Source organism: Amycolatopsis sp. NBC_00345 (assembly GCF_036116635.1).
In the GTDB taxonomy this organism is placed as follows: domain Bacteria; phylum Actinomycetota; class Actinomycetes; order Mycobacteriales; family Pseudonocardiaceae; genus Amycolatopsis.
The window spans coordinates 10,227,345-10,253,068 of record NZ_CP107995.1 but is presented as its reverse complement, the minus strand read 5'-3'; the positions used below and the strand labels follow the sequence as shown (position 1 = coordinate 10,253,068).

At 69.2% G+C, this 25,724-nt stretch carries 24 protein-coding genes; 8 read left to right on the top strand and 16 right to left on the bottom strand.

From position 1 onward, the window contains the following. Positions 1-23: 23 nt before the first annotated feature. Positions 24-1,064, top strand: coding sequence for a DUF2235 domain-containing protein (locus tag OG943_RS46865; protein ID WP_328607317.1), 1,041 nt, complete (start codon positions 24-26; stop codon positions 1,062-1,064). Positions 1,065-1,103: 39 nt separating this feature from the next. Here the strand turns inward: OG943_RS46865 and OG943_RS46860 are convergent, their stop codons facing one another. From OG943_RS46860 to OG943_RS46850, 3 genes are read right to left on the bottom strand one after another with little or no spacing between them, the layout of a single operon-like run. Then, positions 1,104-2,330 carry an NAD(P)/FAD-dependent oxidoreductase gene (locus tag OG943_RS46860; protein ID WP_328607316.1) on the bottom strand — a complete coding sequence of 409 codons (1,227 nt, stop codon included), beginning with the start codon at positions 2,328-2,330 and terminating at the stop codon, positions 1,104-1,106. Then, complete coding sequence (locus OG943_RS46855) at positions 2,228-2,947, bottom strand: glycoside hydrolase domain-containing protein (RefSeq protein ID WP_328607315.1); 720 nt, start codon at positions 2,945-2,947, stop codon at positions 2,228-2,230. Before OG943_RS46855 ends, OG943_RS46860 begins: the two co-directional genes overlap by 103 nt. 11 nt (positions 2,948-2,958) lie before the next feature. Further along, positions 2,959-3,441 carry a hypothetical protein gene (locus OG943_RS46850; RefSeq protein ID WP_328607314.1) on the bottom strand — a complete coding sequence of 161 codons (483 nt, stop codon included), beginning with the start codon at positions 3,439-3,441 and terminating at the stop codon, positions 2,959-2,961. Positions 3,442-3,669: 228 nt separating this feature from the next. Here OG943_RS46850 and OG943_RS46845 point away from each other — a divergent pair, with 228 nt between their 5' ends. Together OG943_RS46845 and OG943_RS46840 are read left to right on the top strand one after the other, a co-directional pair. Then, positions 3,670-3,873 carry a hypothetical protein gene (locus tag OG943_RS46845; RefSeq protein WP_091623393.1) on the top strand — a complete coding sequence of 68 codons (204 nt, stop codon included), beginning with the start codon at positions 3,670-3,672 and terminating at the stop codon, positions 3,871-3,873. Positions 3,874-3,936: 63 nt separating this feature from the next. After that, positions 3,937-5,895 (top strand): SDR family oxidoreductase, encoded by a 1,959-nt coding sequence (locus OG943_RS46840; protein ID WP_328607313.1) that lies wholly within the window; start codon positions 3,937-3,939, stop codon positions 5,893-5,895. Between the two features lies 1 nt (position 5,896). Here OG943_RS46840 and OG943_RS46835 read toward each other — a convergent pair whose 3' ends face one another. The 5 genes from OG943_RS46835 to OG943_RS46815 all read right to left on the bottom strand — a co-directional run bounded on the left by OG943_RS46835 (position 5,897) and on the right by OG943_RS46815 (position 11,113). Continuing rightward, positions 5,897-8,188 (bottom strand): NB-ARC domain-containing protein, encoded by a 2,292-nt coding sequence (locus tag OG943_RS46835; protein ID WP_328607312.1) that lies wholly within the window; start codon positions 8,186-8,188, stop codon positions 5,897-5,899. A gap of 288 nt (positions 8,189-8,476) precedes the next feature. Next, positions 8,477-9,325, bottom strand: a complete 849-nt coding sequence (locus OG943_RS46830; protein WP_328607311.1) for a hypothetical protein — start codon at positions 9,323-9,325, stop codon at positions 8,477-8,479. After that, positions 9,322-9,816 (bottom strand): hypothetical protein, encoded by a 495-nt coding sequence (locus OG943_RS46825; protein ID WP_328607310.1) that lies wholly within the window; start codon positions 9,814-9,816, stop codon positions 9,322-9,324. Before OG943_RS46825 ends, OG943_RS46830 begins: the two co-directional genes overlap by 4 nt. A 14-nt stretch (positions 9,817-9,830) precedes the next feature. Beyond that, entirely contained in the window at positions 9,831-10,745 is a 915-nt protein-coding gene (locus OG943_RS46820) for a hypothetical protein (RefSeq protein WP_328607309.1), read from the bottom strand. Continuing rightward, a complete protein-coding gene (locus tag OG943_RS46815; protein ID WP_328607308.1) occupies positions 10,742-11,113 on the bottom strand; it encodes a hypothetical protein in 372 nt (123 codons plus the stop codon). Before OG943_RS46815 ends, OG943_RS46820 begins: the two co-directional genes overlap by 4 nt. Positions 11,114-11,982: 869 nt before the next feature. Between OG943_RS46815 and OG943_RS46810 the strand changes: the two genes are divergently transcribed. Further along, positions 11,983-13,770 (top strand): hypothetical protein, encoded by a 1,788-nt coding sequence (locus OG943_RS46810; protein ID WP_328607307.1) that lies wholly within the window; start codon positions 11,983-11,985, stop codon positions 13,768-13,770. A gap of 41 nt (positions 13,771-13,811) precedes the next feature. Here the strand turns inward: OG943_RS46810 and OG943_RS46805 are convergent, their stop codons facing one another. Then, positions 13,812-15,149 (bottom strand): aminotransferase-like domain-containing protein, encoded by a 1,338-nt coding sequence (locus OG943_RS46805; RefSeq protein WP_328607306.1) that lies wholly within the window; start codon positions 15,147-15,149, stop codon positions 13,812-13,814. 118 nt (positions 15,150-15,267) lie between these two features. Here OG943_RS46805 and OG943_RS46800 point away from each other — a divergent pair, with 118 nt between their 5' ends. Then, positions 15,268-16,095, top strand: a complete 828-nt coding sequence (locus tag OG943_RS46800; protein ID WP_328607305.1) for an ABC transporter ATP-binding protein — start codon at positions 15,268-15,270, stop codon at positions 16,093-16,095. Positions 16,096-16,143: 48 nt separating this feature from the next. Then, a complete protein-coding gene (locus OG943_RS46795) occupies positions 16,144-16,800 on the top strand; it encodes an O-methyltransferase (RefSeq protein WP_328607304.1) in 657 nt (218 codons plus the stop codon). 88 nt (positions 16,801-16,888) lie between these two features. On the opposite strand, the gene OG943_RS46790 is transcribed toward OG943_RS46795, so the two are convergent. Beyond that, complete coding sequence (locus OG943_RS46790) at positions 16,889-18,841, bottom strand: transglycosylase domain-containing protein (protein WP_328612355.1); 1,953 nt, start codon at positions 18,839-18,841, stop codon at positions 16,889-16,891. A gap of 91 nt (positions 18,842-18,932) precedes the next feature. Then, entirely contained in the window at positions 18,933-19,655 is a 723-nt protein-coding gene (locus tag OG943_RS46785; protein WP_328607303.1) for a FadR/GntR family transcriptional regulator, read from the bottom strand. A 108-nt stretch (positions 19,656-19,763) separates the two neighbouring features. On the opposite strand from OG943_RS46785, the gene OG943_RS46780 reads away from it, so the two are divergent. Next, the gene (locus OG943_RS46780; protein WP_328607302.1) at positions 19,764-20,351 is read left to right on the top strand and encodes a helix-turn-helix domain-containing protein; all 588 of its coding nucleotides are present in this window, start codon (positions 19,764-19,766) and stop codon (positions 20,349-20,351) included. Positions 20,352-20,374: 23 nt separating this feature from the next. Beyond that, entirely contained in the window at positions 20,375-20,563 is a 189-nt protein-coding gene (locus tag OG943_RS46775; RefSeq protein ID WP_328607301.1) for a hypothetical protein, read from the top strand. A 21-nt stretch (positions 20,564-20,584) separates the two neighbouring features. Here the strand turns inward: OG943_RS46775 and OG943_RS46770 are convergent, their stop codons facing one another. Genes OG943_RS46770 through gcvT form a run of 5 tightly spaced genes read right to left on the bottom strand, consistent with a single transcriptional unit; the run spans position 20,585 to position 25,724 of the window. Next, positions 20,585-21,958, bottom strand: coding sequence for an L-serine ammonia-lyase (locus OG943_RS46770; protein WP_328607300.1), 1,374 nt, complete (start codon positions 21,956-21,958; stop codon positions 20,585-20,587). A gap of 12 nt (positions 21,959-21,970) precedes the next feature. Beyond that, entirely contained in the window at positions 21,971-22,972 is a 1,002-nt protein-coding gene (lipA, locus tag OG943_RS46765) for a lipoyl synthase (RefSeq protein ID WP_328607299.1), read from the bottom strand. Continuing rightward, a complete protein-coding gene (gene glyA / locus OG943_RS46760; protein WP_328607298.1) occupies positions 22,969-24,243 on the bottom strand; it encodes a serine hydroxymethyltransferase in 1,275 nt (424 codons plus the stop codon). Before glyA ends, lipA begins: the two co-directional genes overlap by 4 nt. Then, on the bottom strand, positions 24,243-24,620 hold the full coding sequence (gene gcvH, locus OG943_RS46755; RefSeq protein ID WP_328607297.1) for a glycine cleavage system protein GcvH: 378 nt from the start codon (positions 24,618-24,620) through the stop codon (positions 24,243-24,245). The genes glyA and gcvH overlap by 1 nt, the downstream gene beginning before the upstream one ends. Before the next feature lie 12 nt (positions 24,621-24,632). Continuing rightward, a complete protein-coding gene (gene gcvT / locus OG943_RS46750) occupies positions 24,633-25,724 on the bottom strand; it encodes a glycine cleavage system aminomethyltransferase GcvT (protein ID WP_328607296.1) in 1,092 nt (363 codons plus the stop codon).

Sequence of the window (25,724 nt, the reverse complement as noted above, 5' to 3'; positions counted from 1 at the left end):
CTTTTCCCGGGAGTGAGGTGCGGATGCCCAAGCGGATCGTGATCTGCTGCGACGGCACGTGGGACACGGCCGACCTGGCCGACGGGGCGGTGGCCGCGCCGAGCAACGTCACGCGGCTCGCCCTGTCCGTGGCCCCGACCGGCGAGGACGGCATCCCCCAGCGCGTCTACTACCAGTCCGGGATCGGCACGACCCGCTGGAAGCTGCTGGGCGGCGCGTTCGGGCTCGGGCTGTCGGACGATGTCTGCGAGGCGTACCGGTTCCTCGTGCGGACGTACGAGGATGGCGACGAGATCTTCTTCGTCGGCTTCAGCCGGGGCGCGTACACAGTGCGCAGCATCGCCGGGCTCATCCGCAACTCCGGGCTCCTGCGGCCGGAGCACGTGGACCTCGTGCCACGCGCGTACTCGCTGTACCGCGACCGCCGCGACGAAAGCCACCCGCGCGAAACCGAGGCGACGCTGTTCCGCCGCACGTACTCGTGCGAGCCGCGGATCCATTTCATCGGCGTGTGGGACACCGTGGGCTCGCTGGGCATCCCGCTCAGCGGGCTGTGGCCGGCCGACTTGTTCAACCGCCGCTTCGAGTTCCACGACACGACGCTCAGCTCGCAGGTGAACGCGGCGTTCCAGGCCCTGTCGATCGACGAGCACCGCAAGCCGTTCGTGCCGTCGATCTGGCAGCCGCTGGCCACGGGGAGCAAGCAGCGCGTGGAGCAGGTCTGGTTCGCGGGCTACCACTCCGACGTCGGCGGGGGCGGCAAGACGGTCCACGGCCTGTCCGACGTGCCGATGCGCTGGATGGCCGACCGGGCCCGCTCGTGCGGCCTCACCCTGACCCGCGACCCGGCCGTCATCCCCGACCCGCTGGGACCGATGTACCAGTCCCGCAAGGGTTTCTACCGCCTGATGCCCCCGGTGACCCGGGCGATCGGCGCGACGGACCCGGCGCACGAGTCCGTCGCCTCCAGCGTCGTCGAACGCAAGGAAGTGCTGGGTTACGACCCGCCGAACCTGCGCGCCTATCTGGCTGGCGGGGGCCGGGTGCAGCCTGTCGACGAGTGAGGTTCGTTGCGGGGCAATGGGATCAGGCTGTTGCGGGGATCAGGCCAGCTTGGCGAGGTCTCCCGACTTCAGGTCTTCGGCGCTGACCTTCGCGCGACTGTCGACGAGGGCCTGCAGCGCGTCGCCGTCGTCCCACATGTTGACGTTCATCGCGGCGCTGACCTCGCCGGTAGGAGCGACCCAGAACGCGGTGAACTCGCGGCCCGCGAGGTCGCCGCGCACCACGAGGCGGTCGGTGTCCAGGTCGGCCAGGCCGCGGTACTCGCAGCCCAGGTCGTACTGATCGGTGAAGAAATACGGCAGGTCCAGGTACGGCTCGTTCTCGCCGAGCAGGTTCGGCGCCACGTGGGCGCCCTGTGTGCGCGCCGTCGCCCAGTGCTCGACGCGGACGCGGCGGCCGTAGCGCGGGTGGAAGTGCGCCGCGATGTCGCCGATGGCGTAGACGTCCGGGGCGGCCGTGCGCAGGCCCGCGTCGACGCTGACACCGCCGTCGTCAGAAAGTTCCAGGCCGGCCGCGTGGGCCAGCTCCACTCGCGGCGCCGCGCCGACGGACACCAGCACGACGTCCGCGGCGAGCTCGTCGCCGCTCGCGAGCCGCACGCCGCGCACGCCGCCCGGATCGCCGAGGACCTCCGCGACCTGCTCGCCCAGCCGCCAGTGCACGCCGTGTTCCGTGTGCAGGTCACGGAAAACGCCCGCGACCTCGTCCCCGAGCACGTGCCCGAGCGGCAGCCGTTCCGGCGCCACCACCGTGACGTCGGCGCCGTGGTGGCGCGCGGCCGCCGCGGCCTCGGTGCCGATCCAGCCCGCGCCGACCACCACCACCCGTTCGGCGTCCGCGAACGCCGAACGCAGCCGCAGCGAGTCGTCCAGCGTCCTCAGTGTGTACAGGCCCGGGAGGTCACCGCCGGGCACGGGCAGCGGGCGCGGCCGTGAGCCGGTGGCCAGCACGAGCCGGTCGTACAGGTGCTCGCCGCCGGCGTCGTCGAGCACGAGCCGCGCGCCCAGCTCCAGCCGCGTCGCCGTGACGCCCGAGGCGAGCCGGATGTCGTGCTCGGCGTAGTAGCCCTCGTCGTGGACCCAGTCCGGTTCGTCGCTGTTGCCGAGCAGCACGCCCTTCGACAGCGGCGGCAGCTCGTACGGCCGGTGCGGGTCGGTGCCCATCAGCAGCACGTCACCCCCGTAGCCCCGCTCCCGCAAGGCAGTGGCGGCCGACGCACCGGCCAGCCCCGCTCCGATGATGACGATCTTCCGGGCTTCCGACACCACGACCTCCAACGCCGACCGCGACCTGCCGCCCGGACGCTACTCCCGATGCCCGCCCGCCACATCCCGTCGGACGAGGTCAGCCGCGGGTCGGCGCCCCACGAGGTGTCCGGCGTCGAGCCCATCGTCAGCCGCAGCTCGCCGCCGCGGACGACCTCCTCGTGGGTCAGCCACGCCCGTCGCAGCGGACGGCCGTTCAGCCGCGCCGAACGCACGTACACGTTCTCCTCGGAGTTCCCGTCGGCCCGCACGGTGAACGTCGTGCCGCGGCCGGTGGTGAAGCGGACGCGGTCGAACACCGGACTGCCCAGGACGTACACGCCGCTCGCCGGTGACACGGGGTAGAAGCCCGCCGCCGCGAGCAAGTACCAGGCCGACATCTGCGCGCCGCAGATCCAGCCGCCGCCCGCGTGGTCGCAGCGCATCCAGCCTTCGACGGTGGTGGCGTCGACCTGGCGCACGGACTGCGCGATGGAGTGCGAGCCGTCGCCGCCGATCCGGCGCGTGAGGTCGACCTTCAGCCGGCCGGTGCCCGCGTCGTGGAAGGTGAAGCGCAGCCGGCCCGCCCGCGTCGCCGCGGTCAGCTCCGCGCGGACGCGGTACCGGTCCAGCTCCACCGGGTCAAAAACTACAACCAATAAACGGCGTGTGAGCCAGCGTGCACGGCCTCAGTTTCCTTGCGGTACGGGCTCTTCGCCGCGTCCCGGCCCAGCACGAGCGGGCCGGTCTGCGGCAGCACCTGCAGGTTGCCGAGGTCGCCGTAACAGCCGACGCCCGACATGTGCAGGAAGCTGAATCCCTCGATCGTGGTCATCTCGGCCGAGTAGCCGCTGCCGTTGTCGCCGCCGGAGACGGTGTCCGGGCTCAGCTGCACCATCCCGAACGGCAGCACGGCGCCGGGATACGTCTTTCCGCACGCTGTGTCGGCGGAAGTGGTCACCGCTCCGATGAATGGGTCGATCAGGTCCACCGGTGCCGCTCCCGCGACGACCGGCGCCGCCGAAGCTGGCGACGCCGTGGCGGGCAGGGCCGCCGCCGCGAGCACCCCGCCCGTAGCGGCCAGGAAACCGCGCCGGGAAAGGGAAGTTCCGGAGCCGTCAGGAGCGTCCATAACCGTTTTCCTCCAGGAGCGCCAGTCGGCGGTGGTGCACCCACACCTAACGGGAGCCCGTCCGGGATGGTCAACCCAGACATCGGATGTGTGGCTTTTTCTGTCCCGCCGCTGTCCCGGAAAACCCGCCAGTAGGCAATTCGGGTGAACCGGCGTAAGCAGCGCCGGAGGCCCTGGTCACACCTCCGCACGAAGCGCCACCACGAGGTGAATCGGAGGGCGAGGACCGTGTCGGGTCGGGACGAGTGGTCGGTCGGCTGTCGGGATCTGGCGGGCAGGCGGAGGGACGTGACGGTGTTCGTGAGCAGCGACGACAAGATCGTGCTCGTGGCACCACCGGGGGAGGCGGCGGTGCTGGGACCGCTGGACGTCGGCCGCCTGCGGGCCGCCCTGCGGGACGCCGTGGTGGTCGTCGCGCAGCATCCCGAGTGACAACTACCGTTCCTACTCGCGAGTAGGTAGAGTCGTCGCAGACTCCGAACAGAAGGTGCGGCCATGACGACCTACTTCGTGACGGGCGCGACGGGCTTCCTGGGGAAGCGCCTGGTCGCCCGGCTGCTGCGGCGGCAGGACACCACCACCGTGCACGTCCTCGTCCGGAACACCTCCCGCGACCGCCTGGCGGAACTGGCGCACAGCTGGGCGGGCGCCGAGAAGCTGGCGCCCGCGGTCGGCGACCTCACCGAGCCGTTGCTGGGCCTCGACCCGGAGGCGTTCGGCGGCATCGACCACGTGGTGCACCTCGGCGCCGTCTACGACCTGACCGCGAGCGACGAGGCCAACCGCGCCGCGAACGTCGACGGCACCCGCAACGTGCTCGCCTTCGCCGCCGCCGCGCGAGCGGGACTGCTGCACCACGTGTCGTCGATCGCCGTGGCCGGCAACCACGCCGGACGCTTCACCGAAGCCGACTTCGACCTCGGCCAGACGTTCAGCTCGCCTTACCACGCAACGAAGTTCGAGGCCGAGAAGCTGGTCCGCGCGCAGGGCGACGTGCCGTTCCGCGTCTACCGGCCCAGCGCCGTGGTCGGCGATTCGAGCACCGGCGAGATGGACAAGATCGACGGCCCGTACTACTTCCTCCCCGCCATCTCACGCCTCGCCGCGCTGCCGCGGCGGCTGCCGATGCCCGCGCCTGAGCTGGGCGCGACGAACCTGGTGCCGGTGGACTACGTCGTCGAGGCGATGGAGTACCTGATGCACCGCGAAGCGCCCTCGGGGAGCACGTACCACCTCGCGTCGCCGCGGCCGCAGAAGCTGGGCGAGGTCTACAACGCGTTCGCGCGGGCGGCGGGCGGGCCGCGGATCGCGGCGACCCTGCCGTCGGGCCCGCTGCGCGCGGTGGCTTCGCGACTGGCCTCGGGCGTCGACCTGATCCCGGGCGGGCGCGCCACTCGCGCCGCCGTGCTGAGCGAGCTGGGCGTCCCGCTGGAAGTCCTGCCGCACCTGAGCATGGCTGTCGAGTTCGACACCGCGCGGACGACTTCGGAGCTGTACGGCAGCGGCATCACGCTGGCCGAGCTACGGGACTACGCCGGGCCGTTGTACCGCTACTGGCGCGCGCACCTCGACCCCGACCGCGCGCGGAAGCCGGGGCTTAAGGGACGCGTCGTGCTGATCACCGGGGCGTCGTCGGGCATCGGCCGCTCTTCGGCGCTCGCCGTCGCGCGTCGGGGCGCGAAAGTCCTTCTCGTGGCGCGGCGCGCGGACGAGCTGGAAGAGGTGCGCACGGAGATCACGGCCGCGGGCGGTCAGGCCGCGGCGTACCCGTGCGACCTGACCGACGGTGACGCTGTCGACGCGCTGGTGAAGGCCGTCCTCGCCGACCACGGCGCCGTCGACATGCTGGTGAACAACGCGGGCCGCTCGATCCGCCGCTCGGTGCAGCTGTCGACGGAACGGTTCCACGACTACGAGCGCACGATGGCCGTCAACTACTTCGGCCCGGTGCGGCTGACCCTGGGCCTGCTGCCGTCGATGGCGGAACGCGGCTTCGGGCACGTGGTGAACGTGACCACGATGGGCCTGCAGACCGACACCCCGCGGTTTTCGGCTTACCTGGCTTCGAAAGCGGCGCTGGAGGAGTTCGGGCTGACGGCCGGCCGCGAGACGCTGACGGACGGCATCACCTTCAGCTCCGTCCGCATGCCCCTGGTCCGCACGCCCATGATCGCCCCTTCCGGCTACCGCGGCCTGCCCTCCAGTTCCCCCGAGCGCGCGGCGGCCCTGGTGGTCAAGGCGCTGGAAGAACGGCCGCAGGTCCTGAGCCTGCCGGAGGGCCGCGCCGCCGAACTGGCCGCGCTGGCCGCCCCGAACCTGACGCGTTTCGTGGTCCACCTGGCGTACCGGGTCATGCCGGAATCCGCGCCGGAGGCCAAGCACCTCCCGCGTGACCCGGCGGTGGTGTCGGTGGCCCGGACACTGACGCGGCTGCTCTGGCGTCGGCGGGCCTGACCTAGTCCTGGTCGTCCAGCTTGCGCCGCAGGTGGTCGGCCTGGACATCGAACCGCCGAGTCTCGTAGATCCTCAGGGCTTCCCGATACGACTCCCGGGCACGGTCTGGGGCGCCTTGGGCACGGGCGAGGTCGCCGAGTGCTTCCAGGGCGACGGCACGATCGAACCACCGGTTGCGCTCTTCCATCACCAGCAGCGCGTAGTTCAACGGCTCGGCGGCATCGCCGTACCGCCCTGCTTCGATGAGCTTCATGCCTCGACAGGTTGCTACCTTCGCGAGATTGACAGATTCGTCCTGTTGCATGCCCGCGAACAGCCTTGCAGCTTCGTCGAGCAACGGGAACGCCCGCTCAGGATGTTCGACTCGCGCCAGGAGCATGTCCGCGATCGCGAGACGGCGATCATCACCGCTGGCCGTAGCGATGACATGGTTACGTCGCAACGCGTCCTGCGCGCCCGGCGTGTCACCCTGGTCGAACAAGGTGAGCCCCCCGCCTTCCAGCGCGGTGCCTTCGGCGATGTCGAGGTTCACCAGGCGAGCAAGATCGACGGCCTCGGTGAACTCTGCCGCAGCTTTGTCCAGCTCCCAGCGGTCCCGGTAGGCGTAACCACGTTGGCTGCGGATGACACTGTGCACCCCTTGATTGCCGGTAGCGACCGCGGCGTCGATGCCGAAATCGCTCGCGAGAAGGAGGTCGTTGTCGTGTTTACCCTTCTCGTACAGCGGAAACAGCAGCAGATTCATCAGCAGCACCTCGTTGTGCCACTTCTTCTTCGCGGCGAACTCGATGCAGGCCAGCAAGTTGGCCCGTTCAGCCTCCAACCACCGCCAGGCCGCATCCCTGTCCGCGGCGAGATGGTCCGGCCGGACTGTCACTTCCGGGAAGAACAGCTGCCGCCAGCCCCGCCGGCCTGCCACGACATCCTCCGCGGCAAGGAGGACCTCACGATGGAACTGGAAGCTTTTCGTCGAAAGCAGCTCGCGCTCCGGCGTCTCGAGAGTGGTGGGTGTGTGTTTCCTGATCCACTCCCGCACCAGGTATCGGTCGGCGAAAGGTTCCTCGGCGAGCTTACTGGCGATCAGTTCGTCCATCGCGGCCCGCACCTCGTCCACAGGGAGACCGGTTAGGTGCTTGAGCAGGTCGAGGCTGACTTGACCGGTACTCGGTTCCAGGCCCAACAAGCCGTATACACGTCGTTCCACCGGCTTCAGGCGTCGGTACGCGGCGTTGAACACCGCCGCGACCGAGATCCCCGTCCCCGGTGACAGCACCGACAACCGACGCTGCTCATCGCGTAACGCCTCCACCAGGCGGGCGATGGGCCGCTCCCCGAACCGTCGCACCAACGATCCGGCCGCGCCCAAAGCGACGGGCAGCCCCGCGCAGCGGCGAACGACCTCACGTACCGCGTCAGGTTCGGCCTCCGCCCGAGCCGAGCCGATGATGCGGGTCAACAGCAACTCGGCCGCGTCGTCCTCCAGCGGATGCAGTTCGACGAACGTCACCGCCTCGGTGACGCTCAGATCGCTCAACGGTGCCCGCTCGGTCACCACGACCATGGACCTGCCGGGACCTGGCAGCAGCATCTGGACCTGCTCGGCCGAGACTGCGCCGTCGATCACCACCAGAACCGCATGATCCTCGGTGCTGCTGCGAAACCACCCTGCGCGCGCTTCCGTGCTGTCCGGCAGATCATCTTTGGCGAAGCCCCGTCTGATCAGGAAGTCACCGAGGATGGTGTGCAGTGCACCAGGTTCCCCGGTCCGGCTGCCTAGATCCGCGTAGAACTGCCCATCCGGATAGTCGGTTTTGCGTCGATGCGCGAGCACCAGCGCCGCCTGGGTTGTCCCGATCCCCGGGGGACCCTGGATCACCACTATCTTCGGGCCGTCGCGATCACCGTCGTGTACGACCCCGTCGGACGCCTTGCCCAGCGCGACGACCTGGTTGGTGAAATTCTCGGTTGCCCGTGGCAGCATCCGGGCCGGCGGTGCATCCTTCGATCGACGCTCGTTGAGGTAGACAGCATCGGCACGGCCGATCTGCACGACGTCTCTTGCGGAACCGCTCATGCTGTTGCGGACATCCCCTGGACCGGGAGTGCCGCTTTTCCTGCTTGTGGTCGCGGCACTGGTGCGGTTCTGCTGGACCGACCTGTCACCCCAAGCCACTAGTCCGAGAAGCCCCGTCGACACGAGGAGCCCGATCCCCAGCCCCCATCCCCAATGGGACGTCAACTGATTGGTCAGCAAGCCCACGATCACGGTGATCACCACCGCGGCGACAGCCATGAGATTCGCCCGCCGCCGCTGAAACCACCCGGCCATGTAGCCCCACTCCCCAGACAACACATGCACACTCGACAATCAGGACATCGGTGCCGGCCACCCCGATGGAGGTGGCCCGCCCGCGCCCCACGCCGAGGTGCGCTTGTCGAGCGTTAACAGGAGACTAGCCACAGTCGACTGTCCGCACAGCACCTCACGCGAACCTTGTTGGATCACCACCCCGATGGATGATCAGCAACCCGCAGGACCTGCCTGAAACTTTGCGCTGAAGCCGGAAAATGCGGTGAACCGTCAGTACACATCGTTCACATCGGGTTTCGGGGCATTGAGATCGCAGTACGAGTACAGTTCGGTTCGCTTGTCATCCGCGTTCTGCGGGATATTCTGCAACGGCACGATCCATGTACTGCGCTCGCCTGTTGAGCATGATGGGCTCGCTGGAGGCTGTTGTGTACTGCCGGCCGGATTGCCCTTGCCGTCGGGTGGGACGAGGTCGCCGCCGACGATCTTTCCGGTCGCGTCGCGGAAGACCACGGCGGTGCGGCGACTGGACAGTGCTCGACAATTGGTCGATTTTTCCGTGTATCGGACAGCATCGGCCGGCGGAGACGAGTGGACTCGGCTGGTGGAATCGTAGGTGTCCGCCGTAGGAGCGAATCCACCGAGGGCACCGTTGGGCAACCAGGTGGTTGTTTGCAGGTCGACGTCGGCTGAGGTCACCTTGTTCGTCGCACTGACGTTGATGAGTGGCCGGCCAACGCCTACTCGTTGGCCTGGCAGCATCACCGGGATCTCCATGGTCATCGACGGGCCCTGGATGGGTCCCGGCGGTAGGCCGTCGACGGAGACGACCACTTTGAGCGTCACCCTGGTCCGATAGGCGACAAGGTCGCTGGTGTTGTGCAGCACAGCCCCCATGCTCGCCAAACCCGACGATGAAACCCCTTTCTCCGCGACTTCGATCCCGCCACCACCCGGCGCGGTCTTCGCCGACGCCGGTTGCTCTCGAACCGAATCCGGGATATCGCACGGCTTTGACGCCGAATCATCACTTCCGGTGGACAGCACCACCGCCGTGATCCCGGCGGCCGCGAGCACCACGACAACAATTACCAGCAGCAGCAGTTTACGTTTCGTCATTCGTAGTACCGCTTCTTCAGCTCATCCACCTTGACCTGGAAGTCCTGGATCAGCTTCGTGGCCGCTTCGGCGGCGCCCGCACTGAACTGATCTTCAGAAATCTCGCGCACGGTGCCGGGTTCGATGTGAACCGAGAAGTCCTCCATGCCTACCGCGGTGATGGTGATCCGCTCGTCGCTCGACTCGCCGGCAGCCTCAACTTTGGCCCGGTCGGTGAAGAAATTCCAATCCCGCATGTCATCGGCATCGATGTTGAGGTTTGTCTCCTCTATCGCCGCCCGATACCGCCGCTGCCATCCAGCCCACAGCAGTCGCGCTATGCCGGCGAGTGCTCTCTCCAGTGCCAATTCATCGATGAATTCATAGACACTTTCGCCGAACGACAACGTGATACCGGTACGCTGACGCAGCTCCGCCTCGATCTCCGTCCCCGGCGCACGCACACGTACCCGGATACCGTCCAGCCTCTCAGCCAGGTCCACCACGGTCACCCCACCTCCTGGTCCTAGTCCGACTTGCCCAAGCCGCCGTCGCCGGTGAGATCGCGGTCGTTCATCCCGGCCAGGCTCGGCCGGGCGCTGACAAGTTTGTCTTTGTTCCCGTGCACGGCATCAGTCAGCGCCCGCACCTTCTGCGCGATTTCCTGCGTCTCGACCTCCTGAATGTGTCTGGTGAGGTCGTCGACCGCCTGCTTCATCGAGTTGATGATCGTGTCAGCCGAGTCCCCTGATGCCGTTAGACTGGCCACGCCCGCACTGCCCACAGACGCGGCTGCTCCGATCGCCACAAGTGGCACAACACCACCAGTCGCGACAGCAACAACCACCCCACCGACCGCAACGACCGCAGAGAGCACCGAGAAGCCGAAACTCCACTGATTTTTACCGCAACCACCGGCGTTGTCGAGTGCGTTCTTCGTGTTTTCTGCGATCTTGTCGATGTCATCGCGCGCCCTGAGCCACATCTCCCGGTGGGCCTGGAGGACACCTTTGAGGGTGGACAACACGGTAAACTGATTTCCGGAGACCGTTTTGAAGGTGTCGATGAAGTTGGCTTTGAATTCCATTGCTGCGTCGCCGGTCCAGCCTTGCAGATAACCGCCATCAGTCGTCATTTTGTCCAGATGCGGGTTCGCCAAGCTCACGTCGTTGCTGAGTTCAGTAGTGCGGACGGACCCGGTGGTCAGTTTCCCCATGGCGGCGTTCAGATCAGCGATCAGCGGATCATACCTTGCCGGATCGGGCAACCGCGAGAACGGCTCGAACATTGACTCGATGAATACGTAGGACTGCCTGATCGCGTTACGATCGGGGTTCGCCCCGGACTTCGTCGCGTTTTTCTGCGCCAGCTCCATCGCTGTCAAATCAACAGCCTTGTCCGTAATGTCCTTCGCATGCTGCATGAGCTGATCGAAGGTCATATCTTGCCGTTCAGTTCCGAGTCAAGGCGCGCCCGGCGGTTCAGCTCGTCACTCGCCGCGTGATCGGTCCCCGCGTAATATCGGGCTGCCTTGTCCAGCGCCGTAGCTGTGTCATCCAGGTTGTTTTTAGTTTCCTTGAGGAATCCTGTCACGGCATCGTGGAGATCGAGATAGGCTTGGTACACCGGGCCGAGCCCGTCGCCACCGAACTGCTCCGGGCGCTGCATCGCTTGGGCTATGTCACCTCGGACGCGGTCGCAGCTACCAATCGCATCACCGTAGTCAGCCGAGACTACCGGGAAATCGACCTTCGCCACTTTCTCCAGTTCGTACAGGTCAACGCCGAACTCTTTACCTTGATGAACCACGTTCCCACCCCTCGATCCTGATCCGTTCCCATTCTGGCGGATACCGCTTGATCAGCTCCGCGCTCGGCGGCCTACGCCCATCAGCCCCAAGGCAGCTGTCCCAGGAGGTCGTTGGTTTTGCTGATCATCGTGTCAGCAAGGTCGTGTGCGACGTGGATGCAGCGTTCGCAGCCGGGTTTTTCGGTGAAAGAGAACAAGTACCGGCCGTGGTCGGCGTCGTTCAGCAGCGGCGTTGGCTGCGGAGTCCTCCTGCTGACGTTGCTGATAGATCTTGGTGCCAGTAGAATTCATGGCCTCGTTGTAGCGGTCGTCCTGGGCTTTCCGCTGCGCCTGCTCTTCCGGCGTGAGGTACCCAGCCCGATCCGGCGGTTCGTGCGATGGAGGCCGGCTTCCTCCGCTGTCTGCCGGTTGCCGGTCGTTCCCCACTGCGTCCTCCCCCTATAACCCCCACGGCCCGTAACTCCACTAACGAACTGATCGTAGCCAACCCGCGACCCTGTGTCCCACAAACGGCAGAACCTCCAGCATCGGGACGGCGCGACTCCGCCGCGTGTCTCCGCGACTGGTCGCGCGCCCAGGCATACAAAAGACCTGAAGTAGATCGACCGGGAGAGGCGACAGGCCTGCACGAACTGCTTGATTTCAGGTCGATTCGGTATCTACCGCACAGCAAAGGATCGCGTACCCAGGCCCATGGTTCTCAACCACAAAATCAACCAGTCCCCGAGAGGAACGGGTGCATGGGATCTCTGGGCAACTACCGTGGGTGCGAACAAGGCGCGGCCGGTGAGGTGGGGCGCGGCCGCTACCATCGCTGTCCAGCCCGGCAGGGCGGGAAGGCAGTGCGGAAAGGGAAGGAAGAGGCCAGCGTGGACGTCGCCAGTCCGGCGCTGCCGTCGGTCGCCGGAGGGGTTCCGGCGCGGCGGAGGCGGGCGGTGGTGCGGTGGGCCGTGCACGCCACGTGGGTGGCGGGGCTCGCGCTCGCGACGGAGCTGCGCGTCGGACGGTTCGGGTTCCACCCGACCGACCAGGGGTTCATCCTGGCGCAGGCCTGGCGGGTGCTGCAGGGCGAAGTGCCGCACGCCGACATCATCTCCGCGCGGCCGCTCGGGTCGGCCGTCCTCCACGTGATCGACTTCGCGCTCCCGGGACCGTTGTTCTTCGCCTCCAGCTTCTTCGCGATGGTCGAGATCATCCTCGCCACGATCGCGTTCGCCGTGCTCGTCATGCGGCGGCCGGTGCTCACGTGGGGAGCCGGGCGCACGGCGCTGGTCGCCGCCACCGCGCTGGTCAACCTCAACGGTTTCCCGCTCATGGCTTGGCACACCGTCGACGGCATCACGCTCACCGCGTGCGGCGCGTGGGCACTGGACGCCGGCCTGCGCAGCGGGAAAACACTGCCCCGGCTGGGCGGGCTCTTGCTGCTCGGCTCGGCCGTGTTCATGAAGCAGAGCTTCGTGCCCGCCGCCCTGATCGGCCTGGCCTGGACCCTCAGTTACCCGGACCGCAAGCGCCGCCTGATCCCCGACGTCCTGGCGCTCGGCGCGTTCGGCCTCGGCTACGTCGCCTGGGTGACGGCCGGCGGCGGCTTCGGCGAGATGGTCACCCAGCTGACCGGCGCCGTCCCCGCGTACGGCGAACGCCTGCTCGGCCTGTGGCTGGACGACCCCGGGACGCTGATGCTCCCGCCGGTGCGCGAGCTGACGTTCTTCGCCGCGATCGCCATCGTCCTCGTGCTGGTGCGCCTCACCGGCGACCGGCTCGGCGTGGCCGGGCGCGCGGCTTCGTGGCTGCTGGCGCTGGGCGGCGCGGCCGCGGTGGTCTGGACCGTGGCCGACGGCCGGTTCACGGGCTCGTCGCGCTGGGCAGACGTGCTGTGGTGGATCCTCGCGATGGCCGTGGTGGTGAACGCGACCGTGCGCAAGCGGCTGCCGTGGGCGGGGCTGCTGGTGCTCGCGACCGGCTTCATGACCAGCCTTTCCTGGGGCAACGACACCCCGACGCTGCTCACCGGCACCCTCGCGCTCACCGCGTTGCTCCTGGTCGCCGGGATCCTGCCGGAACGCGCGCTGGTGCGGCGCCGGTTCGCCCGCCCATGGGTGACGACAACGGCCGGCCTCGCCACCGTCGCGCTGTGCGGCTGGGTGGTCGTCGCGTACCACGACGAGGCGGCCTACCGCGACCTCTCGCACGACAAGCTCACCGCCGACCTGGGCTCGGTCAGCCCGGCCATGCGGGGCATCCGCACGAACCCCGCCACGTTCGCCTACGTCACCCAGATCCGGGACTGCCTGAACCACTACCCGGCCGGCCGCACCGCCGTGCTGCCGGACAACCCGTTCGCCTACCCCGCTTTCGGCCTGCGCAACCCGTTCCCGCTGGAGTGGCCGCTGCCGCCGGAGATCGTCGGCGACGCGCCCGAGCGCATGCTCGCCACGGCCGACCGCCTCAACCACGAGGGCGACTACCTGGTGATCTTCGAGACGGTGCCGAACCAGACCCTCGCCGACGGCGGCCCGGTGCCCTCGTCGGTGCCGGCGGACACCCCGAACGTCGACTACCTGGGGCTGGAGAACACGATCCGCGCGAAGCTCACCGGGCAACCGGTGGTGTGCGGCAGCTTCGTCGGCAAGTGGGCCCCGCGCCAAGGCTCGTGAGTGTTTATGACGGTTAGAACCGTCATAAACACTCACGAGCCCTAATCAACGAGGGTGTCCTCCGGTGACCCGGCCGCCAGCCCGGCCAGCGCGTCGAGCGCCGCGGCCAGGGTTTCCTCCGGTGGCGCGGAAACGGCGATGCGCACGGCGTTCGGCGCGTGTCCCGGCAGCACGGCGAACGCGGCCGCGGGCGAGAGCGCGATGCCCCGCCGCGCGGCCGCCGCCACGAACGTCTCCGCGCGCCACTGTTCCGGCAGCTCCCACCAACGGTGGTAAGCGGCCGGGTCGCCGAGCACGCGGAAGCCGGCGAGCCGGTCGTCCACGATCTTCGCGCGCTTCGCTGCGTCGGCGCGCTTCGCGTCTTCGACCTCCGCCAACACGCCGCTGGCGATCCAGCGCGTCGCCGCCTCCATGGCGAAGCGCGACGCCGCCCAGCCGCCCGAGCGCACGGCCGCGGCCAGCCGCGAAGTCCACTGCGCGGGCGTCACCAGGAAACCCGCCGTGAGCCCGGGAGCGACGCGCTTGGACAAGCTGTCGACGAACACCGTCCGCTCCGGCGCCAGCGCGGCGAGCGGCGCGGTGTCCGGGCGCAGGAACGTGTAGATGCCGTCCTCGACCACGGGCAGGTCCAGCCTCCGCACGGTGTCCGCCAGCTCGGCGCGCCGGGCCGCGGGCATGGTCGGGCCGAGCGGGTTGTGCAGCGTCGGCTGGACGTAGAGCGCGCGCACCGGCGCCGCCGCGTGGGCGGCCGCGAGCGCGGCGGGGACCAGGCCGTCGGCGTCGGTCTCGATCGGCACCAGCTCAACGCCCAGCCGCGTCGCCATCGCCTTGACCACGGGATACGTCAGCGCCTCGACAGCCAGCCGCTCCCCCATCGGCACGAACGCCGAGACGGCCGCCGCGATGCCTTGACGGCCGTTGCCGGTGATCAGCACCGTGCCCGGGTCGGGCGTCCAGCCGCCGCGAGCGAGCAGTCCGGCGGCGGCTTCGCGGACGGCCTTCGTGCCCGCCGCGCCCACCGGGTACAGCGAGTCCGTGAAGACGTCGGCGCGGAGCAGCGGCTCCAGCGCGTACGCGAGCTTCGCGGACTGGCTTGGCAGCACGGCGAAGTTGAGCTCCAGGTCCACGCGCGCGTCACCCGGCTCGGCCAGCGCGGGCTCGGGCGCCGGACGCGCGGCGCGCACGAAAGTCCCCCTGCCGACTTCGCCGATGGCGAGCCCTCGGCGGATCAGCTCGCTGTACACCCGGGCGGCGGTGGAGCCGGCGATCCCGCGGTCACGCGCGAAGCGGCGCTGCGGCGGCAGACGGTCGCCGGGACGCAGGCGCCCGGCCTCGATTTCGGCGGCGAGCTCGTCCGCGACGACCCGGTAGTCGTCCATCGCCACCTTCGCTCACACCAGGGGTTTGCCGATCGCATGATGGCACCGGGTGGTCACGTTCGGCGAATGCGACCCACGGAACTCCCCGAATGAGGGTCACTAGGTTAGCCTAGCCTTTGTGGAACAGACGATCGCCGAAGCGCCGCCCCGGACCGAGTCGCGCCTGCACGCCGAGGCACTGACCCTCGCCTACGACGGGCGCACCGTCGCCGAGCAGCTCGGCGTGGTCATCCCCGACAAGTCGTTCACGGTCATCGTCGGCCCGAACGCCTGCGGCAAGACCACCCTCCTGCGGGCGCTGGCGCGCATGCTCAAACCGCGCCAGGGCTCGGTGTACCTCGACGGCGAGGTGATCTCCAGCTACGGCGCGAAGGAGGTCGCGCGCAGGCTGGGGCTGCTGCCGCAGAGCTCCGTCGCGCCGGACGGCATCACGGTGGCCGACCTCGTCGCGCGCGGCCGGTACCCGCACCAGCGCCTGCTGCGCCAGTGGTCCCGCGACGACGCCGCCGTGGTCGCGGAGTCCATGCGCGCCACCGGGGTCGACGACCTGGCCGAGCGGCTGGTGGACGAGCTGTCCGGCGGCCAGCGCCAGCGCGTCTGGATGGCGATGGCGCTGGCGCAGCAGACCGACCTGCTGCTGCTCGACGAGCCCACGACGTACCTGGACATCGCGCACCAGATGGACATCCTCGACCTGTGCGCGCAGCTGCACGCCGAGCAGGGCCGCACGCTCGTGGCCGTGCTGCACGACCTCAACCACGCCGCCCGCTACGCCACGCACATGATCGCGATGCGCGACGGGCAGGTGCTGGCGACCGGCGCCCCGGCCGAGGTCGTCACCGAGGAGAACGTCGAGAAGATCTTCGAACTCCCCTGCCGCGTGATGCCCTGCCCGGAGACCGGCACCCCGCTGGTGATCCCGAAGGCGACGCGCCGCGGCGAATGACGTTCTCCCCGCGCCGCCTTATTGCCCTAGATTGGCGACGGAGGTGCCATGAACCGCGAACTCTGGACCGAAGTCGACGCTTACCTGTCCGACGCGCTGATCCCCGCCGACCCCGTGCTCGACGCCGCACTGGCCGACTCGACGGCGGCCGGGCTGCCGGCCATCGCCGTCGCGCCCAACCAGGGCAAGCTGCTGCACCTGCTGGCCGTGACGGCCGGCGCGCGGTCGATCCTGGAGATCGGCACGCTCGGCGGGTACAGCACGATCTGGCTCGCCCGCGCGCTTCCGGCCGGCGGCAAACTCGTGACCTGTGAATACGAGCCGAAGCACGCCAAGGTCGCGCGCGCGAACCTCGACCGCGCGGGCTTCGGCGAGGACGTGGTGGACATCCGCGTCGGCCCCGCGCTGGAGACGCTGCCCGGGCTGACCGGGCCGTTCGACTTCGTCTTCATCGACGCCGACAAGGTCAACCTGCCCGGGTACCTCGCCGCCGCGCTCGAACTCTCCCGGCCCGGCACGACGATCGTCGTCGACAACGTCGTCCGCCACGGCGCCGTGGTCGACGAAGCCAGCTCCGACCCCTCCGTGCAGGGCGTGCGGCGGATGCTCGAGGCGATGACGGGCGACGACCGCATCGACGCCACGGCCGTGCAGACCGTCGGCGACAAGGGTTACGACGGGTTCGTGCTCGCCCGCGTCCGCTGACCCCGCGGCCGAGCGTCCGACCGAGCGAGAAGGTCCCTGAAGGCCACCTTGAGGGACCATACGTCCCTCAAGGTGGCCTTCAGGGACCTCACGAGCCAGGGCCCTGCTGGACGGGCATGCCAGGTGGGATAGGCAGGCCGGGTTTGGTCCACACCGGCGGCAGGGACGAGGCGTCCCAGCGGACCGGCAGCGACTTGTGCGTCTGCGTCATGAAGGCCCGCCAGATGTCGGCGGGCACGGTCGCGCCGACCAGCTTGGCGCCCTCGGCGTCGAACAGGCGGCGGTCGTCGTCGGAGCCGATCCACACCGCCGTGGCGAGCTGCGGGGTGTAGCCGATCGCCCAGCCGTCCTGGTTGTCGGCGGTGTTGCCGTGCTGGAACTCGCCCGTGCGCAGCGCGGCGGGGCGGCCGTCGGGCAGGGCCGTCTGCAGCACGCCGGTCACCCCGTCGGCGATGCGCTTGCTCGCGTCCGGGTCGGCGTCGAAGGCGGGCTTGGCCGTGTCGTCGTGCTGCCACACGACGGCGCCGTCCTCGTCGAGGACCTTCTCCACCAGGTGCGGCGTGGTGCGCAGGCCGCCGTCGGCGAAGCTCGCGTACGCGCCGGCCAAGTCCAGTGGCCGCAACGGATACCGGCCGACGGCGATGCCCGAGCCGATCAGGTAGCCGTCCTTTTCCCGCATCGTCGGCGCGCCGTCGATGGTCTCCGGGATGCCGGCGTCCCGCGCCGTCGAGCTCAGCGCGTCCGGCCCGACCTTGCCGGCCAGCCCGATGAACGGGGTGTCCGCGCCCGAGGCCATGGCGCTGCGCAGGGTGCAGGGTTTGCCACAGCGGTCGGGATAGATGAAGTCCTCCCCGAGGAAGCGGACCCGGCCCGGCGACGCCACCGGGGCGTCGGGCGAGATCCCCTTACGCAGCCCGGCGGCGAGGGTGAACGGGTAGAACGCGGAGCCCGGCGCGTGCGCCGTGCCGGCGTTGTCGCGGACGCCGTCGTTGCCCCCGTCGTACGCGCGCACCGCGCCGGTCGACGGGTCGACGGACACCAGGCCGCCGCGGAACTCCTTGGGCTCGCCCTTCAGCCGGTCGGCCAGCGCCGTGCGCGCGGCGGCCTGCGCCCCGCGGTCCAGCGTGGTCTGCACGGTCAGGTTTCCCAGCTGCAGCCGGGAAAGCGGGAACCCGTCCTGCTCCAGCTCGGCGAGCACCTGCTGTTTGACGTGGTACTCGTCGTAGCTCAGCCGGCTGGCACGCGTCTCCGAGGGCGCCTGGATCTCCGCGCCCGGGTACGTCATCGCCGCGGCGTCCGCGCCCTTGACGTAACCGCGCTCCACGACCTTGTCGCGCACGTAGTCCCAGCGCTTCGCCGCGTGCGCGTCGCCGGACACCGCGGGGTCGTGCACCGAGGGCGACTGGATCATCCCGGCCAGGAAGGCGGCCTCGCTCCAGGTCATGCTGTCGTCGAGGTTCCGGCCGAAGTACGCGTTCATCGCCGCCGCCGGGCCGAACGTGCCGCGGCCGAACGAGATGATGTTGACGTAGCTCTCGAAGATCTGCTCTTTGCTCTGCTGCTGCGTGATCTTCGTGGCGAGCACCAGCTCCTCGAGCTTGCGCCCGATCGTCGCGTCGTCGTCGCCGGTGGACTTCTTGATGTACTGCTGCGTGATGCCGGAGCCGCCGCCGACGCCGGTGAGGAACGCGCGGCCGATGCCGGTGGGGTCGAAGCCGGCGTTGTCCCAGAACGTCGGGTCCTCGGTCGCGATGATCGCGTCGCGCAGCTTCGAGGGCACCTTCGCATACGGCACGAACAAGCGATCGCCTTCGGCCGGTGGAACCTTGAGCAGTTCGGTGCCGTCGGCGTACTTCAGCACCACCGTTTTGTTCAGTGAGGAGAGCACATCCTGCGGGCTGCGGACGTCCAGCAGCAGGTAGGCGACCCAGAACGCGATCAGCGGCACGCCGACGGCGACACCGAAGACGCAGTAGGTGATCCGGCGGATCTTGCGCCATTTACGACGACGTGGCGCGCGGGGGTCATCCGCTGGATCGATCGGACCACTGTCGGTAGCACCATCCGTCTCGGCTTCCACGAATGGACGACGTCTGGACGGGGGAAAAGGTTCTGCGGGTCCGGTGAAAAATTCACGCGAGGAAGGCGCGCAGCAACGACGCGGTGCCCTCGATGTGCTCGGCCATCGCCCGTCGCGCGGCCACCGGGTCGCCCGCCAGTATCGCGTCGACGATCGCCGCGTGCTGGGCGTTCGAGTGCTCCAGGTTGGGCTCGAGCAGCGGGATCCGGTCGAGCAGCTGGTTCACGCGCGTCCGGGCGTCGGCCATCGCGGTGGTGAGCGAGCCGGACGCGGTGACCTCGGCGATCGCGAGGTGCAGCCGGGAGTCCTTGCGCCGGTAGTCGGCCAAGCCGGCGGTCGCGGCCTCGCCGAGCGTGCCGGTGAGGTGACGGCGGTCGGCCGGGCTGAGCGTGCGCGCGGCGGCGGCCTCGGCGGCCCCGGTCTCCAGCACGTGACGCAGGCAGAGCGCGTCCTCCAGCGCCGCGGCGTCGACCTCCCCGGGGCTGCCCTCGACGGGCTCCGGCAGGCTCTGGTTGACAAACGTGCCGCCGTACCGCCCGCGCCTCGACTCGACGTACCCGGCGTCAGCGAGCGCGCGGATCGCCTCCCGCAGCGTCACCCGGCTGACGCCGAGCCGCTCGGCCAGCTCCCGCTCGGACGGCAGCCGCTCCCCCGCCCCGACCACCCCGAGCCGGATCGCCTGCAGCAGGCGTTCGACGGTCTCCTCGAAGGCATTGCCGGCGCGCACGGGCCGGAACAGGGCCTCACCCGCGCTCACCACCGACGTCGCCTCCACGCCCCGAGTCTAGGCCGGACACCCGGCGGGGCTCCGTACCATCAACCGCAGAGGACCCTTCGCAGAGATCTCTTTGCAAAGGGTCCTCTGTGGTCTATCGTCGTTGGCATGACCTCGGAGAGCCCCGGCCGCAAGAACCGCGTCCTCGACGCGAAGTCGCTGCGCGCGCTGGCCCACCCGCTGCGGATCCGGCTGCTCGACCTGCTGGAGGAGGACGGCCCGGCCACGGCGACCGGCCTCGGCAAACGCGTCGGGGAGAGTTCCGGGACCACGTCGTGGCACCTGCGCCAGCTCGCCGACGCGGGCCTGGTCGTGGAGGACACCGAACGCGGCTCCAAGCGGGAGCGCTGGTGGAAGCCGGCCCAGAACTCGACCCAGTTGAACTCGGCGGACTTCCTCCACGACCCGGAGCTGGCCGGACCGGTCACGACCTACCTGCACCAGGTCATCGAGCAGCGCTACCGGGAGGAGGTCCAGTTCATCGCCGAGCTGCCCCAGCGGGGCGGCACCTGGGCCGACAAGGCGATGTTCAACAACGTCCGGCTCTCCCTCACCCCCGACGAGGCACAGGAGATGAGCCGGGAGGCGTCCGCGCTGATCGAGAAGTACCGCCGCGACGCGCGGCCCGGCGACGACTCCGTGATCGCGCACTGGGCGGCGTTCCCGCGCACCGCCCGTCCGGAAACCGAACAGTGACAGGAAAAACGGGGGAAACCGCCATGACCCATCATATCTTCACCGAGCAGTTCATCCACTCCCGGCAAGCCGACCTCCGGGCCGCGGCCGCGAGACGCCGCGTTCGCTCACCACAGGAACACAAACCACGCACCCGCACTCCGAAGGAGCGCTTCGGCTGGTTCCTGGTGGAGACCGGGCTGCGGCTCACCGCCCCCAGCCCGGCCCGCTGAAACCCTTTCAGCGCAAGGAAATCAGCACTCGATCACGTTGACGGCCAGGCCGCCGCGCGCCGTCTCCTTGTACTTCACGCTCATGTCCGCGCCGGTCTCGCGCATCGTCTTGATCGCCTTGTCCAGGGTGACCACGTGGCTGCCGTCGCCGCGCATGGCCATGCGGGCGGCGTGGATCGCCTTGGACGCGCCGACCGCGTTGCGCTCGATGCACGGGATCTGCACCAGGCCGCCGACCGGGTCGCAGGTCAGGCCCAGGTGGTGCTCGACGCCGATCTCGGCGGCGTTCTCCACCTGCGCCGGCGAGCCGCCCAGCACCTCGGTCAGCGCGGCCGCCGCCATGGCCGAGGCCGAGCCGACCTCACCCTGGCAGCCGACCTCGGCACCCGAGATCGACCCGGTCTGCTTGAGGATCGAGCCGATCGCGCCCGCGGTGAGCAGGAACGTCACGATGCCGTCGTCGGACGAGCCGCGGATGAAGCGCTGGTAGTAGTGCAGCACGGCGGGGATGATGCCGGCGGCGCCGTTCGTCGGCGCGGTCACCACGCGGCCGCCGGCGGCGTTCTCCTCGTTGACGGCCAGCGCGTAGAGGCTCACCCAGTCCATCGCGTACAGCGGGTCGCCCACACCGTCTTCGGCGATCAGCTTGTCGTGCAACGCTTTCGCGCGCCGGGGCACCTTCAGCCCGCCGGGCAGCACACCCTCGTGGGCGATGCCGTTGTCCACGCACTCGACCATCACGGCCCAGATCGCCAGCAGCCCGGACCGCACCTCTTCGCGAGAACGCCACGACAGCTCGTTGCGCATCATGATCTCGCTGGCCGGCAGACCCGTGTCGGCGCAGTGCTTCAGCAGGTCCGCGCCCGTGCGGAAGGGGAACGGCACCGGGGTCGAGTCCTCGATGAACACCGCGTCCGTCTCGTAGGACTCGTCGCGGACGAACCCGCCGCCGACCGAGTAGTACGTGCGCTCGCGCAGCAGCCCGCCCTCGGCGTCGAAGGCGCGGAACACCATCCCGTTGGGGTGCGCCGGCAGCGACTTGCGCCGGTGCATGGTCAGGTCGGTGTCCTCGACGAACACGACCTCGTGCTCGCCGCGCACGGACAGCCGGCCGGACTCGCGGATCGCGGCGACCTTCGCCGGCACCGTGTCGGTGTTGATCTCCTCCGGCCGTTCACCGGACAGCCCGAGCAGCACGGCCTTGTCACTGCCGTGGCCGAAGCCGGTCGCGCCGAGCGAGCCGAACAGCTCCGCCTGCACCCGGGCCACGCTGCCCAGGGTGCCGTCCTCGGCGAGACCGTCCACAAAGGTCCGGGCGGCGCGCATCGGGCCGACGGTGTGCGAGCTGGACGGCCCGATGCCGACGGAAAACAGGTCGAAGACGCTGATCGCCATTGATCGTGCCCCTTATCTGGTGAGCAGGGAGCTGGCCTCTTGTGCGGCCGGACCCTGCTCTGCGAGGTGGGAGAGGTTGTCCGGGAGGTCTTCGCCGCGATGGGCCTTCGTCTGCGCATACAACCGGCCCGCACGGTACGAGGAACGGACCAGCGGGCCCGCCATCACACCCGCGAAACCCATCGACTCCGCCGCCTTCGAGTGCTCCACGAACTCCTCCGGCTTCACCCACCGGTCCACCGGATGATGCCGCGGGGAAGGACGCAGGTACTGGGTGATCGTCAGGATCTCGCAACCCGCGTCGACCAGGTCCTGCATCGCCGCACCCACCTCGTCAGGGGTCTCACCCATGCCGAGGATCAAGTTCGACTTCGTCACCAAACCCGCCTCACGGGCACGGGTGATGACCTCCAACGATCGTGCGTAACGGAAACCGGGACGGATCCGCTTGAAGATCCGCGGCACCGTCTCCACGTTGTGCGCCAACACCTCCGGACGCGAACCGAACACCTCGGCCAGCTGCTCCGGGTCGGCATTGAAGTCCGGGATCAACAACTCGACACCCGTACCCGGGTTCAACTCGTGGATCTGACGGACAGTCTCCGCGTACAGCCAGGCGCCACCGTCGTCGAGGTCGTCACGGGCGACGCCGGTGATCGTCGAGTAGCGCAAGCCCATGGCCTGGACGGATTCGGCGACCTTGCGGGGCTCGGTGCGGTCCAGGTCGGCAGGTTTGCCGGTGTCGATCTGACAGAAGTCACACCGGCGAGTGCACTGGTCACCACCGATCAAGAACGTGGCCTCCCGGTCCTCCCAGCACTCGTAAATGTTGGGACAACCCGCCTCCTCACAAACCGTGTGCAGACCCTCCCGGCGCACCAAACCCTTCAGCTCGGTGAACTCAGGCCCCATCCGCACCCGCGTCTTGATCCACGACGGCTTCTTCTCAATCGGCGTCTCACTGTTACGGACCTCCAACCGCAACAACTTCCGCCCCTCGGGCGCCGCGCTCATCGGGCCAGGTCCGCGTACAGCGGGTGCTTCTTGGCCAGCAGCTCGACGCGGCCGCTCAGCGTTTGCCGCACGGATTCGTCGAAGTCGGGTTTGAGCGCCTGGGCGATGACGTCGGCGACCTCGGTGAAGTCGTCGGCGTCGAAGCCGCGGGTGGCCAGCGCCGGGGTGCCGATGCGCAGGCCGGAGGTGATCATCGGCGGGCGCGGGTCGAACGGCACCGCGTTGCGGTTGACCGTGATGCCCACGGAGTGCAGCCGGTCCTCGGCCTCCTGGCCGTTCAGCTCGGAGTTGACCAGGTCGACCAGCACCAGGTGCACGTCGGTGCCGCCGGTGAGCACGCGCACGCCCGCCTCGGCGCAGTCCGAGCGCGAAAGCCGGTCGGCCAGGATCCGCGAACCCGTCAGGGTCCGCTCCTGCCGCTCGCGGAACTCGTCGGTCGCCGCGATCTTCAGTGCCACGGCCTTCGCCGCGATCACGTGCTCCAGCGGCCCGCCCTGCTGGCCGGGGAACACCGCCGAGTTGATCTTCTTCGCCAGCTCCTCGCGGCACAGGATCAGGCCGCCGCGCGGGCCGCCGAGGGTCTTGTGCGTGGTGGTGGTGACGATGTCGGCGTGCGGCACCGGCGACGGGTGCAGCCCCGCGGCCACCAGGCCGGCGAAGTGCGCCATGTCCACCATCAGGCGCGCGTCGACCAGGTCGGCGATCCGGCGGAACTCGGCGAAGTCCAGCTGACGCGGGTAGGCCGACCAGCCGGCGATGATCAGCTTCGGCTTGTGCTCGACCGCCAGCCGCTCGATCTCGGCGAGGTCGACGATCCCCGTCTCCTTGTCGACGTGGTAGGCGACCACGTTGTAAAGCTTGCCGGAGAAGTTGATCTTCATCCCATGCGTGAGGTGCCCGCCGTGCGCGAGGTCGAGGCCGAGGATCGTGTCCCCCGGCTTCAGCACGGAGACCATCGCCGCCGCGTTGGCCTGCGCGCCCGAGTGCGGCTGCACGTTCGCGTGCTCGGCGCCGAACAGCGCCTTGGCCCGGTCGATCGCCAGCTGCTCGACGACGTCGACGTGCTCGCAGCCGCCGTAGTACCGACGGCCGGGGTAACCCTCGGCGTACTTGTTGGTCAGCACCGAGCCCTGCGCCTCGAGCACGCCCACCGGCGCGAAGTTCTCGGACGCGATCATCTCCAGCGTGGATTGCTGGCGGTCCAGCTCGGCCGCCACGGCAGCGGCGACCTCCGGGTCCACGACGGACAGGGGGGCGTCGAACGTCGTCATCAGTTCTCCTGGGTGAGCGCGGCGTAGGCGGCGGCGTCGAGCAGCTCGGGCGTGTCCCCGGTCAGCCGGACCTTCAGGAGCCATCCTTCGGTGTAAGGGTCGGAGTTGATCACCTCGGGGGTGTCCGATGTGGTCTCGTTCACCTCGACGACCTCGCCGCTCACCGGCGAGTACAGCTCACTGACCGACTTGGTCGACTCGACCTCGCCGAACACCTCGCCCGCGGTGATCGTGGCGCCCGCGGCCGGCAGCTGCACGAACACGATGTCGCCGAGCGACTCCGCCGCGAAGGCGGTGATGCCCACGGTGGCCACGCCGTCGACGACCGACAGCCACTCGTGTTCCTTGGTGTAGGACAGGTTCTGGGGGATGCTCACGGTTCTTCGCTCTCAGGCTCGGGAGTAGAAGGGCAGGGCTACGACCTCGACGGGCTCGATCCTGCCCCTGATGTCGACGGAAAGCTTCGTGCCAGGCTCGGTGTACGCCCGATCGACGTACGCCATGGCGATCGGGTACCCCAGCGTCGGCGACAGCGCGCCACTGGTCACCTCGCCAATCTCGGTGTCACCGTCCAGCAAACGGTAACCGTGGCGAGGCGCGCGCCGCCCGGCACCACGCAGTCCGACACGCACGCGCGGCACGTCCGCCTTGGCCAGCTCCTCCAACGCGGCGCGGCCGACGAAGTCACCCGGCTTCTCGAACTTCACCACGCGGCCGAGGCCGGCCTCGAACGGGCTCAGCTGGAGGCTGAGTTCGTTGCCGTACAACGGCATTCCGGCTTCGAGACGCAGGGTGTCGCGGCAGGCCAGCCCGGCCGGGACCAGCCCGTGCGGCTCCCCCGCCTCGGTCAGGATCCGCCACACCGACGGCGCCTCGGCGGCCGGCACGTACAGCTCGAAGCCGTCCTCGCCGGTGTAGCCGGTGCGGGCCAGGAGCACGTTGTGCCCCTTCACCACGGCCGGGACGCTGGCGTAGTACTTCAGCGCGCCCAGGTCCGCGTCCGTCACCGCGCCGAGGATCTCCACGGCCTTCGGGCCCTGGACGGCGAGCAGCGCGGTGTCCTCGGAACGGTTGTCCACCACGGCGTCGAACCCGGCCACGCGCTCGGCCAGCGCCGCCGCGACCACGTCGGCGTTGCCGGCGTTGGCGACCACCAGGTACTCCTCGTCCGCCAGCCGGTAGACGACCAGGTCGTCCAGCACACCACCGTCGGCGTCGCAGATCATCGTGTACCGCGCCCGGCCCGGCTTGACCCCGGACAGGTTTCCGACCAGCGCGAAGTCGAGCACGTCCGCGGCCTGCTTGCCGCGGACGTGGATCTCGGCCATGTGCGACAGGTCGAACAGGCCCGCCGCCTCACGGACGGCCTTGTGCTCGGCCAGTTCGCTGCTGTAACGCACGGGCATCGACCAGCCCGCGAAGTCGGTGAACAGGGCACCGAGTCCCTTGTGGACCCCGTGCAGGGAAGTCTCTTTCGACAC